Here is a 16591-nt window from a genome sequence, read left to right on the forward strand (position 1 = left end):
GAGCCGCGCCGGAAGCGGATGTCGCGCCTCAGAGCGCCGCGACCGCGGCGGCCTCGACGGCGAGGCCGGCGCGGTAGCGATCGAGGTAGGCGGCGAAGCCGGCGACATCCGCCGGGTCGGGATCGATGGTGTCGATGTCGGCGCCGGCGAAGACGCGCTGGTCGAGGTAGGCGCCGAGGTCGAGTTCGTCGGCGGCACCGAGGTAGGCGGCGAGCACCGCGATGCCCCACGCGCCGCCCTCGGACGCGGTCTCGCCGACCGCGACCGGCGCGTCGAGCGCCCCGGCGAGGAACCGCTGGGCGACGCCCGCCGTGCGGAAGATGCCGCCGTGCGCGAACATCCGGTCGATCTCGACGCCCTCGCCCGCGAGCACGCGCATGCCGAGCGCGAGCGTGCCGTACACGCCGTAGAGCTGCGCGCGCATGAAGTTGCCGAGCGTGAACCGGCTGTCGGGCGTGCGGACGAACAGCGGGCGCCCCTCGTCGAGGCCCGCGATGGGCTCGCCCGCGAGGTGGTTGTACGCGAGCAGTCCGCCCGCGTCGGCGTCGCCCTCGAGCGCCTCGCGGAAGAGCGCCCCGAAGGCGGCGTCGGACCCGATCGGGGTACCCGCAGCGGCGGCGAACCGGCCGAACAGGCCCGTCCATGCGGCGAGCTCGCTCGCCCCGTTGTTGCAGTGCACCATCGCGACCGGGTCGCCGGCCGGCGTCGTGACGAGGTCGAGTTCGTGGTGGGCGTGCGACAGGGCTCGCTCGAGCACGACCATCGCGAAGATGCTCGTGCCCGCGCTCACGTTGCCGGTGCGCGGGGCGACCGAGTTCGTCGCGACCATGCCGGTGCCGGCGTCGCCCTCGGGCGGGCACAGCGGCACGCCGGGCTGCAGGCCCCCACTCGGATCGAGGTACGCCGCGCCCTCGGCAGTGAGCCGCCCGACCTCGCGACCGGCGGGCAGCACCTCGGGCAGCAGGTCGGCGACGTGGAGCCCGGGCGCCCGGTCGGCGACGAGCCCGTCGTAGACGCCGAGGAGCCGTGCGTCGTAGTCGTGCGTGTCGGGGTCGATCGGGAACATGCCCGAGGCGTCGCCGACGCCGAGCACCATGCGGCCCGTGAGGCGCCAATGCACGTACCCGGCGAGCGTCGTGAAGCTCCGGATGTCGCGGACGTGGGCCTCGTCGTCGAGCACCGCCTGGTGCAGGTGGGCGATCGACCAGCGCAGCGGGATGTTGAGCCCGAACCGCTCACTGAGCTCGGCGGCCGCCGCGCCCGTCGAGGTGTTGCGCCAGGTGCGGAACGGTACGAGCAGCTCGCCGTCGCCGTCGAGCGGAAGGTAGCCGTGCATCATCGCGGAGACGCCGATCGCGCCGAACGTCGTCGGCTGCACGCCGTAGCGGCGCTGCACGTCGGCGACGAGGTCGGCGTAGGCGGCCTGCAGGCCGGCCTCGACGTACTCGAGCGAGTACGTCCAGCGGCGGTCGACGAACTCGTTCTCCCACTCGTGGCTGCCCACGGCGAGCACCTCGGTGGGGTCGGGCCCGACGAGGCAGGCCTTGATGCGCGTGGAGCCGAGCTCGATCCCGAGCGACGTGCGCCCCTCGAGGATCGCGGCGCGCGCGCCATCCGTCGTGTTCTCGGTGTCGCTCATCGGCGAGCGCCCTCCTTCTGCATCGCGGCGGCTTCGTTAGCGCTAACAGTCGTCGATGTTAGCGCTAACGAAGCCGCCTGCCAACCCCATCCGAGTCGCCGAGGGTATGCCGAACGTCGCCGTGCCGGGGCCGGAAGCGCTGTTCGGCATACTCTCGCGGAGGATGGTGCCGACGCCCCGACGCCGCAGCATGCGACGAGGGGCGGATGCCGCAGCATCCGCCCCTCGTTCGCCAGGAGGTCGCGCGGCCTAGCTGCCGCCCGACCGCCGCTTGTTGTACACGTCGAACGCGACCGCGAGCAGCAGCACGAGGCCCTTCACGGCCTGCTGCCACTCGATGCCGATGCCCATGATCGACATGCCGTTGTTCAGCACACCGATGATCAGACCACCGATGATCGCGCCGCCGATCGTGCCGACGCCGCCCTGCACGGCCGCGCCGCCGATGAACGCAGCCGAGATCGCCTCGAGCTCGAAGCCGTCACCGGCCTTCGGGCCGGCGAGGTTCAGGCGCGCCGTGAAGATGAGCCCGGCGAGCGCCGCGAGGAAGCCCATGTTCACGAACAGCCAGAAGTCGACCCGGCGCGTCTTGATGCCCGACAGCTCGGCCGCGTGGCGGTTGCCGCCGATCGCGTAGATGTGCCGGCCGAAGACCGTGCGGTTCATGATGACGCTGTACACCAGCACGAGCACGCCCAGGATGATCAGCGTGATCGGGATGCCCTTGTACGACGCGAGCGCGTAGGCGAAGAAGCCGATCGCGGCCGAGATCAGCACCAGCTTGGTGATGAACCACGGCATGGGCTCGACGTCCTGGCCGTACTTCTGGCGGCCGCGGCGCGTGCGCACCTGCTGCACGATGAGGATGACGATCGCGAGCGCGCCGACGCCGAGCGTGAGCGGATCGAGCTCGAACTCGCCGAACACGTTCGAGAGGAAGCCGTTGCCGAGAGCGCGGTACTCGGTCGGGAAGTTGCCGATGTTCGCGTTGCCGAGCACCACGAGCGCAAGACCACGGAAGATGAGCATGCCGGCCAACGTCACGATGAACGCCGGGATGCCGACGAACGCGATCCACCAGCCCTGCCAGACGCCCACGAGCGCGCCGATGCCGAGCGACAGCAGCACCGAGAGCCACCATGGCAGCCCCCAGTTCACCGCGAAGACGCCCGAACAGGCTCCCACGAATGCGGCGACGGACCCCACCGAGAGGTCGATGTGGCCGGCGATGATGACCATGACCATGCCGATCGCGAGGACGAGGATGTACCCGTTCTGCACGACGAGGTTGGAGATGTTCTGCGGACGCAGCAGGATCCCGTCCGTCAGGATCGCGAACAGGACCACGACCAGGACCAGCGCGATGAAGATGCCGTTGCGACCGAGGTCGCTGAGCATGTGCGTCAGCCGGTCGGTGAACTTGTTCTCGACGGGATGGGGGCTCGCTGCCGCGGGAGTCGTGTCTTCGAGGAGGGGTGGATTCGGATTCGACATTGGTGTCTCCTGGTGTGATCCGTCAGCCGGCGGCTAGCGGGGCTTCTCCATGGTCATGAGCTTGAGCATCGCTTCGGGCGTGGCGTCCTCGATGGGGAGTTCACCCGTGATGCGACCCTCGGAGAGGGCGTAGACGCGGTCGCAGATGCCGAGCAGCTCGGGCAGCTCGGACGAGATGACGATGATGCCCTTGCCCTGGGCGGCCAGCCTGTTGATGATCGTGTAGATCTCGTACTTCGCGCCGACATCGATGCCGCGAGTGGGCTCGTCGAGGATGAGCACGTCGGGGTCGGAGTAGATCCACTTCGACAGCACGACCTTCTGCTGGTTGCCGCCCGAGAGCTTGCCCGTCTTCACCAGCACGTTCGGTGCCTTGATGTTCATCGACTTGCGGTACTCGTTGGCGACCGCGTACTCCTCGTTGTCGTGCACGAGGCCGTACTTCTCGAGCTTCCTCAGCGAGGCCATCGAGATGTTGCGCTTGATGTCCTCGATCAGGTTGAGGCCGAAGGTCTTGCGGTCCTCGGTGGCGTAGGCGATGCCGTTCTCGATCGCCTCGGCGACCGTGCGCGTCCTGATCTCCTTGCCGCGCAGGAAGACCTTGCCCGAGATCCTCGATCCGTAGGACTGGCCGAACACGCTCATGGCGAACTCGGTGCGGCCCGCGCCCATGAGGCCGGCGATGCCGACGATCTCGCCGGCGCGGACATTGAGGTTCACGTTGTCGACGATCACGCGCGACGTGTCCTGCGGGTGGTGCGCGGTCCAGTCCTCGACACGGAACAGTTCCTCGCCGATGTTCGGCGTGTGGTCGGGGTACCGGTGCTCGAGGTCGCGACCCACCATGTCCTTGATGATGCGGTCCTCGGTGACATCGGCCTTCGCGATCGTCTCGATCGTCTTGCCGTCGCGGATGACCGTGACGGTGTCGGCGACCTTCTTGATCTCGTTGAGCTTGTGGCTGATGATGATCGACGTGATGCCCTGCCCCTTCAGGTGCAGGATCAGGTCGAGCAGGTGATCCGAGTCCTCGTCGTTCAGGGCCGCGGTCGGCTCGTCGAGGATCAGCAGCTTCACGCGCTTCGACAGCGCCTTGGCGATCTCGACGAGTTGCTGCTTGCCGACGCCGATCTCCCGGATCTTCGTCGTCGGGTTCTCCTTCAGGCCGACGCGCGCGAGCAGCTTCGCGGCCTCGAAGTTGGTCTTGTTCCAATCGATGAGACCGCCGGCTCCCTTCTGCTCGTTGTTCAGGAAGATGTTCTCGGCGATCGACAGGTACGGGCTGAGCGCGAGCTCCTGGTGGATGATCACGATGCCCTTGGCCTCGGAATCGGTGAGGTCGCGGAACTCGACGGTCTCGCCCTCGAAGACGATCTCGCCGTCGTACGTGCCGTGCGGGTACACGCCCGAGAGCACCTTCATGAGGGTCGACTTGCCGGCGCCGTTCTCGCCGCAGATGGCGTGCACCTCGCCGCGCTCGACCTCGAAGTTGACGTTCGAGAGGGCCTTCACGCCGGGGAACGTCTTGGTGATGCCGCGCATCTCGAGAATGTGGGTGGTCATCCTTGCTCCTGCTCCATTGCCGGTGCGCCGTCCGGTGCCACGGATGCCGCGGCCGGGACCTGAGGCGAGAGTACTCCCGCCGCAGGTCCCGACACGCGGTGTCGCGTCATCCGATTCGGCTCAACGGCGAATCAGCCGTTGATTTCCTCTTCGGTCCAGTACCCGCTGTCGACCAGGACCTCGGTGATGTTGTCCTTGACGACGATCTGCGACTCGAGGAGGTACGACGGCACGACCTTCACGCCGTTGTCGTAGTCCTCGGTGTTGTTGACCTCGGGCTCCTCGCCGTTCAGCAGCGCGGTCGCCATGTCCACGGCCACGGTCGCGAGTTCGCGGGTGTCCTTGAAGATGGTCGAGTACTGCTCACCGGCGTTGATCGCCTGCACCGAGTTGAGCTCGGCGTCCTGGCCGGAGATGATCGGCCATTCGTCGCCGACGGTGTAGCCGGCGTCGGTGAGGGCCGAGATGATGCCGCGCGAGAGGCCATCGTACGGCGAGAGCACCGCGTTGACCTTCGAGCCGTCGGAGTAGGTCGACGTGAGGATGTCCTCCATGCGGCTCTGGGCGACCTCGCCGTCCCAGCGCAGGATGGCGGCCTGCTCGAAGTCGGTCTGGCCCGACTTCACGACGAGGGTGCCCTCGTCGATGTAGGGCTGGAGCGTGTCGATCGCGCCGTTCCAGAAGAAGGTCGCGTTGTTGTCGTCGGGCGAACCGGCGAACAGCTCGAGGTTGAACGGGCCGGCGGGTGCGCCGTCGACCTCTGCGCCCTCGAGGTCGGTCAGGCCGAGGCCTGCCAGCAGCGACGTCGCCTGCTGCACGCCGACCTTGTAGTTGTCGAAAGAGGCGTAGTAGTCGACGTTCTCGGAGTCGCGGATGAGGCGGTCGTACGCGATGACCGGGATGTCCGAGTCGGCGGCGGTCTGCAGCACCTCCGACAGCGTGGTGCCGTCGATCGCGGCGATGATCAGGGCCTCTGCGCCCTTGGTGATCATGTTCTCGACCTGCGAGACCTGCGTGGGGATGTCGTCCTCGGCGTACTGGAGGTCGACCTTGAACCCCTGCTCCTCGAGCTGCTCCTTGACGGAGTCGCCGTCCTGGATCCAGCGCTCGGAGCTCTTGGTCGGCATCGCGACGCCGATGAGGCCGCCGTCGCCGCCGCCCTCGCCGCCGCCTCCGCCGCCGCCCGAGCACGCGGCGAGCGCGAGCATCGAACCGGCCGCCAGCGTGGCGAGGAGCACCTTCTTCGTGCTGTTCACGGTGTGTCCTTTCACTGTGTGGTCATGGACGTCGTCGTCTTGGTGACGTTTCGGAATCCGGCCTCGTCCATGACGACCGGCTTCCCTGCGGCGTCCGTTCGGGACCGCGGCTGCCGCAAGCTCTTGAGTTGTTGATGGATCAGCTGGTGGGTGGGTCAGCTGGGGATGGGTCGACGGGCGTCCGAGGACTGTCCGTAGACGTTCTGGTACCGGTCGTACAACCGGTCGATCGCCTCCTGGGGGATCGGGATCAGGGGGCCCGCCTCGCGGGCGAAGTGCACCGTGCGCGCGACATCCTCGACCATGACGGCCGCCTTGACGGCGTCCTTCGCGTTGGCGCCGATGGTGAACGGGCCGTGGTTCTGCATGAGCACCGCCCGCGAGCGATGGCCGGTGAGCGTGTCCACGATGCCGCGGCCGATGGAGTCGTCGCCGATGATGGCGAACGGCCCGATCGGGATCGGGCCGCCGAACTCGTCGGCCATCGCCGTGATGACGCAGGGGATCTCCTCGCCGCGCGCCGCCCACGCGACCGCATAGGTCGAGTGCGTGTGCACGACGCCGCCGACCTCGGGCATGTTGCGGTAGACGTACGCGTGCGCCGCAGTGTCGGACGACGGCGACCGCTCGCTGCCCGGCGTGCCGGGGATCACGTTGCCGTCGAGGTCGCAGAGGATCATGTTCTCGGGCGCCAGGTCGTCGTAGCTCACGCCCGACGGCTTGATCACGAACAGGTCGGCGCCCGGGACCCGGCCCGACACGTTGCCGCCGGTCCAGACGACGAGGCCGTACCGGGTCAGTTCGCCGTGCAGCCGGGCCACGTCAGCCCGGACTCGGGCGATCGCGACCTCGATCTGCGGGCCGAAGCTGGTCACGCGGACTCCCTCGTCGAATGGTGCGGCCGCCTCGGCGGCGATGGATCCTGGCCGATGTGACGATCGATGTGACCGTTCACATGGCGAGTCACATGTTAGCCCTACGATCGGCGCGGCTGTCAACTGACCGATGATCACGGAACGGTAACGGGCCGTGACCGCCCCCGGATGACGGTCAGAACGCGGGCGCGCCGACCGACGACCGCACGATGAGCTCGGGCACGATCGTGCCGCGGTACTCGGGCGCCGAGGCGTCGATGTCGCCGAGCAGCAGCGCGACGCACCGCCGCCCGAGCTCGGCGAAGTCCTGGCGCACCGTCGTGAGCGGTGGCCAGAAGTGGGCCGCCTCTGGGATGTCGTCGAAGCCGATGACCGAGACGTCCCTCGGGATCTCGAGCCCGGCGTCGCGCACCGCGTGCATGACGCCGAGCGCCATCTGGTCGTTCGACGCGAAGATCGCCGTGAAGTCGCGCACGGTCAGCAGCTCGCGACCGGCGTAGTACCCGAAGTCGGCCGTCCAGTCGCCGAGGATCGGCGCGGTCGTGGGCACGTCCCGCGCGCTCATCTCGTCGAGGAACCCGCGCATGCGCGCCTCGGCCTCGATCCAGTCCTGCGGCCCGGCCAGGTGGTAGATCTGGCGGTGCCCGCGCTCGATGAGGTGGCGCGTGGCGATCCGGGCGCCCGCGATCTGGTCGACCGAGAGCGTGTGCTCGGGGTCGCGGCCGGTCGACTGCAGCGTGACGTACGGCACGTCGATCGACAACTGCGCGAGCGTGTCGAACACGCGCACCTGCGGCGCGATGACGACGAGGCCCTCGATGCCCTGCGCGGCGAGGTGGGCCAGCCCGTCGGCAATGGAGCCCGCGTCGCCCGACTCGATGTTGGCGGTGGTGACCCAGTAACCCGACGTGCGCGCGGCCGACTCGATGGCCGCGATGCTCGACGCCGGCCCGTAGTGCGTGCTCGACGCCGACAGGATGCCGATCGTGCGCGACCGGCTCGTCACGAGCGCGCGCGCCGCTCGGTTGGGCTTGTACTGCAGCTCGGCCATCACGTCGAGCACCCGCTGCTTGGTCTCCGGACGGATGCTCGGATGGTTGTTCAGCACGCGCGACACCGTCTGATGCGAGACGCCCGCGAGGCGCGCGACATCGCGGATGCTGGGCGCACGCCCACGCACGGACTCCTGCGTCGTCTCCGGCACGTGACCTCGGTTCGATTCCGGCATGTTCACGGTCACACATGCCGCCGCGACCATTATGCACGCGGATGGCGCGAATGTGACCGTCACAATGTGACCGTCACATCGGATCGGCGGCCCGTCAGCGCGGCGGATGGACGCGCGACGACAGCGCCACCCCGACGATCGCGATCGCGACCGTCACGAGGAACTCGGCCGTGAATGCATCGGGCCCGACGACGCTCGCGACGAGGGCGGTGATCGCCAAGGCGACCGCCGCGCCGAGCGACTCGCCGATCGTGAGCGCCGCGCTGTTGAAGCCCTGCGACTCCTGCGTCGACTGCTCGAGCACCGAGACCGAGAAGCGCGGATACATGAAGCCCATCGCGGCGCCGCACGCCGTCCAGGCGACGAACGCGACCGCCGGATGCAGCGTGAAGGCGGCGACCCCGAGCACGACCACGAGCGAGACGGCGAGCAGGCCCGCGCCGATCCGCACGACGTCGGCGTTCGAGATCCGGTCGCCGAGCCGGCCCTGCAACCACGAGGCGACGGCCCAGGAGATGCCGGCGCCCGTGAGCACCGCGCCAGCGAGGCTCGGCATCAACCCGTAGCGCTCGATGAGCAGGTACGGCAGGTAGATCTCGCTGGCGAAGAAGGCGCCGGCGACGATCGCGCGCATGAGCACGGTCGCGGGCATGCCCCGCGCCGCCCGCAGCGCGCCGGGCGGGAGCAGCGGCCGCACGGCGACGATCGCGACGAAGATGCCCACGACCGCGACGATCCAGCGCCACGGCTCGGGCAGCTCCTTCGCAAGGCTGACCCCGAGCGCGGCGAACGCGGCGAGGACCGACCACGCGAGCCGGGAGCCGCTCCACGGCACCGACGGGTCGCCCCGCACCTGGTCGTGGACGCGCAGCAGCGGCACGAGCATCATCGCGCCGGCCGGCAGCACGAGCGCGATGACGCCGAGGAACACCCACCGCCAGTCGAGCTGCTCGGCGACGAATCCGGCGACGGCCGGGCCGACGATCGACGGGATGACCCATGCCGCCGCGAAGCCCGCGAACACCCGAGAGCGCACCGACTCGGGGTACACCCGCGCGACGATCACGTAGAGCGGCACGATGACGGCCGCGCCGCCGATGCCGTGCACCAGCCGGCCGAGCACCAGCACCGGCATGCTCGGCGCGAGCCCCGCGATCACCAGGCCGATCACGAACAGCACGCCCGCCGCGATGAGCGGCGGCAGCGGCCCGGAACGGTCGCTCCAGTTGCCGGCGACGACCATGCCCACGACGCCCGCGGCGAGCGGGACCGAGAATGCGAGCGCGTAGAGGTGCTCGCCGTCGAGGTCGGCGACGACGAGCGGCATCACCGTGGTGACCGCGAGCACCTCGAACGCCGCGAGGAAGATGAGCGCGAACATGCCGAGCGACAGCCAGCGCCAGGGCCGTGCGAGCGGACCCCCGACCGGAACCTCGGTGGCCGCGGATGGTGCGGGGGTGGTGCGCTCGCTCACCCGATCGAGCCTACGACGGGGCGGCGACATCCGCCGCGCCGAACCGGTCGCCGACCCGCGACAACCGGACAGCGCTACAGCTCTTCGTGCACCTCGGGATCGGCACCCCACAGGCGGCCGCGCTCGAGGCCCGAGATCGCCTCGACCTCGGCCGGCTCGAGCCCGACGTCGAAGACGTCGAGGTTCTCGCGGCGACGTGCGGCATCGGCCGACTTGGGGATCGGCACGGAGCCGAGCTCGAGATGCCACGCGAGCACCGCCTGGGCCGGCGTCACGCCGTGCCGCGCCGCGATCTCGGCGATCACGGGTTCGGCGAACAGCTCGCTGCCCTTGGCGAGCGGCGTCCAGCTCTCGGTGCGGATCGCGTGCTCGGAGTGATACGCCCGCAGCTCGACCTGCGGATGGTACGGGTGCAGCTCGACCTGGTTCACGACCGGCATGAGGCCCGTCTCGGCGTTCAGCCGATCGAGCATCGCGGGCGTGAAGTTCGAGACGCCGATCGAGCGCACGACGCCGCGCTCCTTGAGCTTGATCATCGAGCGCCAGCTGTCGACGTAGCGGTCGCGCTTCGGGTTCGGCCAGTGGATGAGGTACAGGTCGACCCAGTCGAGGTCGAGGCGCTTGCGCGACTGCTCGAAGCTCGCGAGCGTCTCCTCGAGGCCGTGGTGGCGGCCGGGCAGCTTGGTGGTGACGAAGAGGTCGCTGCGGTCGACGTCGACGCGGCGGATGGCCTCGGCCACCACCTCCTCGTTGCCGTAGTTGTAGGCCGTATCGATGAGGCGATAGCCGTCCTGGATGGCGGAGACGATGGCCTCGACGCCCGACTGGTCGTTCAGCCCGTACGTGCCCAAGCCGATCGCAGGGATCGTGTTGCCGTCGGCGAGCGCGTACGCATGGGCGGTCATGGCATCCATCCTCACCCGGAACGGCCCCCGCGTGCCAGCCGCGACGCGCGGTCACCGGACATTCCCGGTTCCCACGCCGCCGCCGTCGGGCGCGAGACGATGGCCGTGAGCGATCCGCCGCCCGCGCAACTATCCGACGGGCAACTCGGCGAACGCCCGCACCGGGAAGGTGCCGAACCCCTCGACCTTCGGTGGCACGGCGGTGAACCGAGCCCCACGGACCGGAACGCGGTCGAGCCCCGTCAGGTGCTCGACGACGTGGATGCCCGCGGCGAGCAGCAGCGAATGGGCCGGCCGGGTGCCGCCGGACTCGGTGTCGTCGATGTTCAGCGCGTCGATGCCGACGATGGCGACGCCGGCGTCGACGAGGTGCTGCGCGCCTTCGTCGGTGAGGAACGGCGAGCCGTGCGCGTACGCGGGCGTGCCGAAATGCCGGCTCCAGCCGGTGTGCAGGAGCACCGCGGTGCCGGCCAGGTCGCGGTCGAGGAACGCCGCTGCGGGAATCCCGCGGGTGGCGGCATCCGTGAATCGGAACACCTCGGCCGGCACCCCCACCAGCGTCGAGAGATCGAGGCTCGCGAGATCGCCGCCGTCGGCGTAGCGGTGGTACGGGCTGTCGAGGTACGTGCCCGTGTTGCCGGCCATCGTGATGAGGTCGATCGCGAACTCGGTGCCCGGCGCGTAGTGCTCGCGCGACGCCTCGCGCGTGAGGTGCGGTGTGATGGTGGGCGCCGGGATGCCGGGGTACGTCACGAGTCCGGCTCGCACCGTGTGGCTCAGGTCGACGAGCTCGCCTCTGGTGGAGATCGGGCCGGATGCCGCGGCCGCACCGACCGCGGAATCGGACACGCCGCGCGACCCCTTGTGCGGCTCTTCGACGATCTCGAGGTTCGCGAGCTCGACGCGACCCACCATGGCGAGTCCGAGATGCCGCACCAGCAGCTCCCCGATCTGCGCCTCGGTGAGGTCGGCCGACGGGATGTCCAAGCGGAACGCCTCGGCCCGCAGTCCTCCGCCGTTGACGAACTCGATCTCGGCGTCGAAGCGGGCACGGTACTCGGTCAACTGGGCTCCTGACGAGGTGCGGTGAGCAGTGCGGCTCGAGTGCGGCGCCCGCCGGCGTCGTGGTGGTCGCCGGCGCGTGCGATCGCGCGGCCTCGACGAAGTCGGCGCACCACCGTGACGACCACCGCGGCCGCGGCGAGCACGAGCGGCACCACGAGGTTCTGCCAGGCCAGCACGAGGAGTCCCGCCGAGAGCACGGTCGCCACGACGGCGAGCCACCAGCCGACCGACCAGCGCCGGAGCAGCAGCGTGGCCGCGACCATTCCGGCCGCGTAGATCGCGACCATGTTGCTCGTGTGGATGAGGATGAAGCCGGTGAGGTCGAGGTCGTTGAGCAGCATGAGGCCGAAGTAGACGACGATCAGCGTGCCCGTCAGCGCGAGGGCGCGGCGCGGGACCTCACCGTCGGCGGCGCCTTTCGCGAAGAAGCGCGGCAGGTCGCCGTCTCGCCCGAGCGCGGCGCCGAGCTTGCCGAACGCGGGCAGGTACGCGTTGACCACGCCGACCGTGACGATGGCGGCGACGATCGCGACGAGCACCGAACCGATGCCGGGGGCCGTGGTCTCGACCAGGTCGAGCAGCGGCACCTGGCTCGCTCCCGCCCGCTCGCCCAGCGCGGCGACGGTCACGAACTGCAGCGCGAGGTAGCCGGCGCCCACGATGACGATCGCGATGGCCGTGGCGATCGGGATCGTGCGCTTCGGGTCGCGGAACTCGCCCGCGATGTGCGTGCCGACCTCCCACCCGGCGAAGGCCCAGACGAACAGGCTGATGGCGACGCCGACGCCCGCCCACCCGTTGGGCAGGAACGGCGTGAAGTTCGCGGGCTCGGCCGCGGGGAACGTGACGGCGACGACGCCGACGACCACCGAGAGCAGCAGCCCGGTGAGCACGAACTGCACCCAGCCCGCGACCCGCACCCCGAACCAGTTCGCGACGAACGGCGGCAGGAACACCGCGAAGCCGATGACGGGCACCGCCGCACGGTCGACGCCGAGCACCGCGACGACGTACTCGCCGCCGAGGATCGCGACGACCGGCGCGCCGACGCAGACGCCGAAGAAGAACCAGTACCCGGTCATGCGGGCGGCGGTGGGCCCGAGCGCGCGGCGCACGTAGCTGGCGACGCCGCCGGCGTCGGGGAAGCGCGAGGCGAGCGCGGCGAACGTCCCGGCGAGCGGGATGGAGAGGACGAGCACCGCGGCCACGGCGAGGATCGATGCCGGACCGGCCGCCTGGGCGGCGAGGCCGGGCAGCACGAGGATGCCGGTGCCGAGCACGCTCGCGATGTACAGCGCGGTGCCCTGCACGAGGCCCAGGCTGCCCCGGTGCCCGGTGCCGGTGGCGGTGGCGGTGGCGACGGGTGGCGCGGCATCCAGCGTTCTCGAACTCACCCGCTCATTCTGGGCCCTGCCACCGACGCGTCACGATGGCAGGGTAGACATCATTCGTTAAGATCCTGCCAGACCCGCCGCGGGCGACGGCGTCGAGCGCCGCACCTCCGCGATCGCCGACTCGCGGTCGAGGAAGTTCGCGAGCTCGCCGATCGAGCTCATCAGCGGCGCCGGCACCACGACCAGCGTGTTCTTGTCGACGCCCACCTCGACGAGAGTCTGCAGGGTGCGCAACTGCAGTGCGAGCGGATGCGACATCATCGTGTCGGACGCGACGCCGAGCTGTGTCGCTGCGAGCGCCTCGCCCTCGGCGGCGATGATCTTCGCGCGCTTCTCGCGCTCGGCCTCGGCCTGCTTGGCCATCGCTCGCTTCATCGAGTCGGGCAGCAGGATGTCCTTCAGTTCGACGAGGGTCACTTCGACGCCCCACTCCGTGGTCGTCACGTCGAGGATCTGGCGGATGTTGGCGTTGAGCATCGCGGTGTCGGACAGCGCCTCGTCGAGGTGGTGCTGGCCGATCACCTTGCGCAGCGTCGTCTGCGCGATCTGGTCGATCGCGGACTTCACGTTCTCGATCGCGATCACCGACTTCACCGCGTCGACGACCCGGTAGTAGGCGACCGCCGAGACGCCGACGCTCACGTTGTCCTTCGTGATGATGCCCTGCGACTGGATGGGCAGCGTCACGATGCGCAGCGACACCTTCGTCATGACGTCCACGATGGGGATGATGAAGCGGATGCCCGGCTCGCGCACGCCGTGCAGCCGCCCGAAGCGCAGGACCACGCCCCGCTCGTACTGCTTCACGATCTTGATCGACATGAACAGCAGCACGATCGCGACGATGCCGAGCACGATCAGGGTGATCCAGAGCCAGACCATGGCGCTCATCTCCTCGGCGCCGGTGACGTGCCGCGCGCCGTCGACCCCATTCTCCCACCGGCGGATGGCGCGCCGGCCGCGCGGCTGGCTAGAGCCGGCCGAGCGCCTGGTCGATGTCGGCGAGCAGGTCCGCGACATCCTCGATGCCGACCGACAGTCGCACGATCGACTCGGGCACCTCGGCCTCGGTCCCCTTGACCGACGCGTGGGTCATCTCGGACGGGTAGTTCACGAGCGACTCGACCCCGCCGAGGGACTCGGCCAGCGTGAACAGCTCGGTCGACTCCGCGAAGCGTCGCGCCGCCTCGCCGCCGCCGGCGAGGTCGATCGACACCATGCCGCCGAAGCCCGACATCTGCCGCGCCGCGAGCTCGTGGCCCGGGTGCGACTCGAGGCCCGGATAGAGCACGCGGGCGATGCCGGTGTGCTCGGAGAGCCGCTGCGCGATCGCCAACGCGTTCTCGCTGTGCCGCTGCATCCGGATGCCGAGCGTCTTGATGCCGCGCGTGGTGAGGAACGCGTCGAACGGGGACGACACCGCGCCCGCCGCGAACTGCGTGAAACCGACCCGCTCGGCCAGATCCTCCCGCCCGTCGGCGAAGACGAGCGCACCGCCCACGACGTCGGAGTGACCGCCGAGGTACTTCGTCGTCGAGTGCACGACGACGTGGCCGCCGAGGGCGATCGGCTGCTGCAGGGCGGGCGAGGCGAACGTGTTGTCGACCACGACGAGCACGCCGGCCTCGTCGCCGAGCTCGGCGAGCGCCGCGACATCCGAGATCTTCATCAGCGGGTTGGAGGGCGTCTCGACCCACAGCACCTTCGTGGTGCCCAGCTCGATCGCGTCGCGCACGGCGTCGAGGTCGCTCGTGTCGACCGTGCTGTGCCGCACGCCCCAGTCGCCGAAGATGCGGCGGATCAGGCGGTGCGTGCCGCCGTACACGTCGTTCCCGATGACGACGTGGTCGCCGGGCTGCAGCACCGTGCGCAGCAGCGCGTCCTCGGCCGCGAGACCCGAGGCGAACGACAGTCCCCGGATGCCGCCCTCGAGCGCCGCGAGCTGCGTCTCGAGCGCGGTGCGCGTCGGGTTGCCGCCGCGCGAGTACTCGTACCCGTTGCGTAACCCGCCGATGCCGTCCTGCGCATAGGTCGAGGTCACGTGGATGGGCGGGATGACATCGCCCGTGGTCGGGTCGGGGTCTTGTCCGGCGTGGACCGCGCGCGTGTCGAATCGAGCGTCGTGCTGCATGTCGGTGGTTCCAATCGCGATGTGGTTTCAGGAGAACGGAGGCTGATCAGGATCCGATCGGCGACATCGTCCTGAATTGCCTCCGTTCTCCTGAATCGAGTGGCTCGAGTGGGTCATCAGGAGGAGAGGTAGGCGAGCAGGTCGGCGCGCGTGATGACGCCGAGCGCCTTGCCGCCGTCGGTGACGAGCATCGCCGGCGCCTCGCCGAAGGCCTGGCGCGCCGCCACGACGGGCTCGTTCACGCCGATGAGGGGCAACGGCTCGCCGACCACGGTCGAGACCTCGTCGGTCAGCTTCGCGCGGCCCGAGAAGACCTGCTCGAGCAGTTCCTCTTCATGCAGTGCGCCGACGACCTCGCCGAGCACCACGGGCGGCTCGGCCGAGATGACGACCAGCTGCGACACGCCGCTCTCGGTCATCCGGTCGATCGCCTCGCGCACGGTGTCGTTCGGGTGCACGTAGACGAGCGGTGCCGTGCGATCGGCCTTGGCCGACAGGATGTCGCGGATCGTGTGGCCGGCCGGCGCATTGCCGAAGCCGTATGCCCGCAGCCACTTGTCGTTGAAGATCTTGCCGAGGTACCCGCGGCCCGAGTCGGGCAGCAGCACGACGAACACGTCGTCGGCCGTGACCTCGGGGCGGGATGCCGCGTCGAGCGCCGCGACGACCGCCATGCCGCTCGAGCCGCCCACGAGGATGCCCTCCTCGCGCGCGAGGCGGCGCGTCATCTCGATCGACTTCGCGTCGGACACGGCGATGATCTCGTGCGGCACGCTCGGGTCGTACGCGCTCGGCCAGAAGTCCTCGCCGACGCCCTCGACGAAGTAGGGCCGCCCGGTGCCGCCCGAGTACACCGATCCCTCGGGGTCGGCGCCGATGATTCGCACGCGGTCGTCGGAGACCTCGCGCAGGTACCGGCCGGTGCCCGTGATGGTGCCGCCCGTGCCGACGCCCGCGACGAAGTGCGTGATCGTGCCGTCGGTGTCGCGCCAGATCTCGGGGCCGGTGGTCTCGTAGTGCGACCGCGGCCCGTTCGGGTTCGAGTACTGGTCGGGCTTGAAGGCACCGGGGATCTCGCGCGCGAGCCGGTCGGACACGCCGTAGTACGACTCGGGGCTGTCGGGCGCGACGGCGGTCGGCGTCACGACGACCTCGGCGCCGTACGCCGTGAGCACGTTCCGCTTGTCTTCGCTCACCTTGTCGGGGCACACGAAGATGCACTTGTAGCCGCGCTGCTGCGCGACGAGCGCGAGGCCCACGCCCGTGTTGCCCGACGTGGGCTCGACGATCGTGCCGCCCGGCTTGAGCTTGCCCTCGCGCTCCGCCGCGTCGATGATGCGCGCGGCGATGCGGTCCTTCGCGGAGCCGCCGGGGTTGAAGTACTCGAGCTTGACCAGCACCGTGGCATCCGTCACCCCCTGCGTCACCCGGTTGAGCTTCACGAGCGGGGTGTCGCCGACGAGTTCGGTGATGTTCTGTGCGTACTTCATGCCGGTGTGTTCATCCTCTGGTGGAGTGCGTCTGAGCAGCGCCCGGAACGGCGCGCGACGCAGGGGTAGGGGTCGCC

13 protein-coding genes are annotated in these 16591 nt (G+C 69.7%); all 13 read right to left on the bottom strand.

The window, feature by feature from the left end:
* Nucleotides 1–28: 28 nt before the first annotated feature.
* Complete coding sequence (locus BLT99_RS11665) at nt 29–1639, bottom strand: xylulokinase (protein WP_092672561.1); 1611 nt, start codon at nt 1637–1639, stop codon at nt 29–31.
* 249 nt (nt 1640–1888) lie between these two features.
* Nucleotides 1889–3037 (bottom strand): multiple monosaccharide ABC transporter permease, encoded by a 1149-nt coding sequence (mmsB, locus tag BLT99_RS11670; RefSeq protein WP_229724433.1) that lies wholly within the window; start codon nt 3035–3037, stop codon nt 1889–1891.
* Between the two features lie 129 nt (nt 3038–3166).
* Complete coding sequence (gene mmsA, locus BLT99_RS11675) at nt 3167–4696, bottom strand: multiple monosaccharide ABC transporter ATP-binding protein (protein WP_092672567.1); 1530 nt, start codon at nt 4694–4696, stop codon at nt 3167–3169.
* A gap of 131 nt (nt 4697–4827) precedes the next feature.
* On the bottom strand, nt 4828–5904 hold the full coding sequence (gene chvE / locus BLT99_RS11680; protein ID WP_092676205.1) for a multiple monosaccharide ABC transporter substrate-binding protein: 1077 nt from the start codon (nt 5902–5904) through the stop codon (nt 4828–4830).
* Between the two features lie 203 nt (nt 5905–6107).
* Entirely contained in the window at nt 6108–6827 is a 720-nt protein-coding gene (locus tag BLT99_RS11685) for an L-ribulose-5-phosphate 4-epimerase (protein ID WP_092672570.1), read from the bottom strand.
* 175 nt (nt 6828–7002) lie between these two features.
* On the bottom strand, nt 7003–8031 hold the full coding sequence (locus tag BLT99_RS11690) for a LacI family DNA-binding transcriptional regulator (RefSeq protein ID WP_229724352.1): 1029 nt from the start codon (nt 8029–8031) through the stop codon (nt 7003–7005).
* Nucleotides 8032–8149: 118 nt separating this feature from the next.
* The gene (locus BLT99_RS11695; RefSeq protein ID WP_229724353.1) at nt 8150–9529 is read right to left on the bottom strand and encodes an MFS transporter; all 1380 of its coding nucleotides are present in this window, start codon (nt 9527–9529) and stop codon (nt 8150–8152) included.
* A 74-nt stretch (nt 9530–9603) separates the two neighbouring features.
* A complete protein-coding gene (locus BLT99_RS11700) occupies nt 9604–10434 on the bottom strand; it encodes an aldo/keto reductase (RefSeq protein WP_197675496.1) in 831 nt (276 codons plus the stop codon).
* 129 nt (nt 10435–10563) lie between these two features.
* Nucleotides 10564–11499, bottom strand: coding sequence for a cyclase family protein (locus BLT99_RS11705; protein WP_166670876.1), 936 nt, complete (start codon nt 11497–11499; stop codon nt 10564–10566).
* Nucleotides 11496–12893 (bottom strand): APC family permease, encoded by a 1398-nt coding sequence (locus BLT99_RS11710; RefSeq protein WP_229724354.1) that lies wholly within the window; start codon nt 12891–12893, stop codon nt 11496–11498. Before BLT99_RS11710 ends, BLT99_RS11705 begins: the two co-directional genes overlap by 4 nt.
* A gap of 57 nt (nt 12894–12950) precedes the next feature.
* On the bottom strand, nt 12951–13913 hold the full coding sequence (locus BLT99_RS11715) for a slipin family protein (RefSeq protein WP_331712576.1): 963 nt from the start codon (nt 13911–13913) through the stop codon (nt 12951–12953).
* Entirely contained in the window at nt 13864–15024 is a 1161-nt protein-coding gene (locus BLT99_RS11720) for a cystathionine gamma-synthase (RefSeq protein WP_092672583.1), read from the bottom strand. The genes BLT99_RS11715 and BLT99_RS11720 overlap by 50 nt, the downstream gene beginning before the upstream one ends.
* Nucleotides 15025–15140: 116 nt before the next feature.
* Nucleotides 15141–16514: a cystathionine beta-synthase gene (locus tag BLT99_RS11725; protein ID WP_092672586.1), complete on the bottom strand. Its 1374-nt coding sequence runs from the start codon at nt 16512–16514 to the stop codon at nt 15141–15143.
* Between the last annotated feature and the right edge of the window lie 77 nt (nt 16515–16591).

It is taken from the genome of Agromyces flavus (genome assembly GCF_900104685.1).
Classification (GTDB): domain Bacteria; phylum Actinomycetota; class Actinomycetes; order Actinomycetales; family Microbacteriaceae; genus Agromyces; species Agromyces flavus.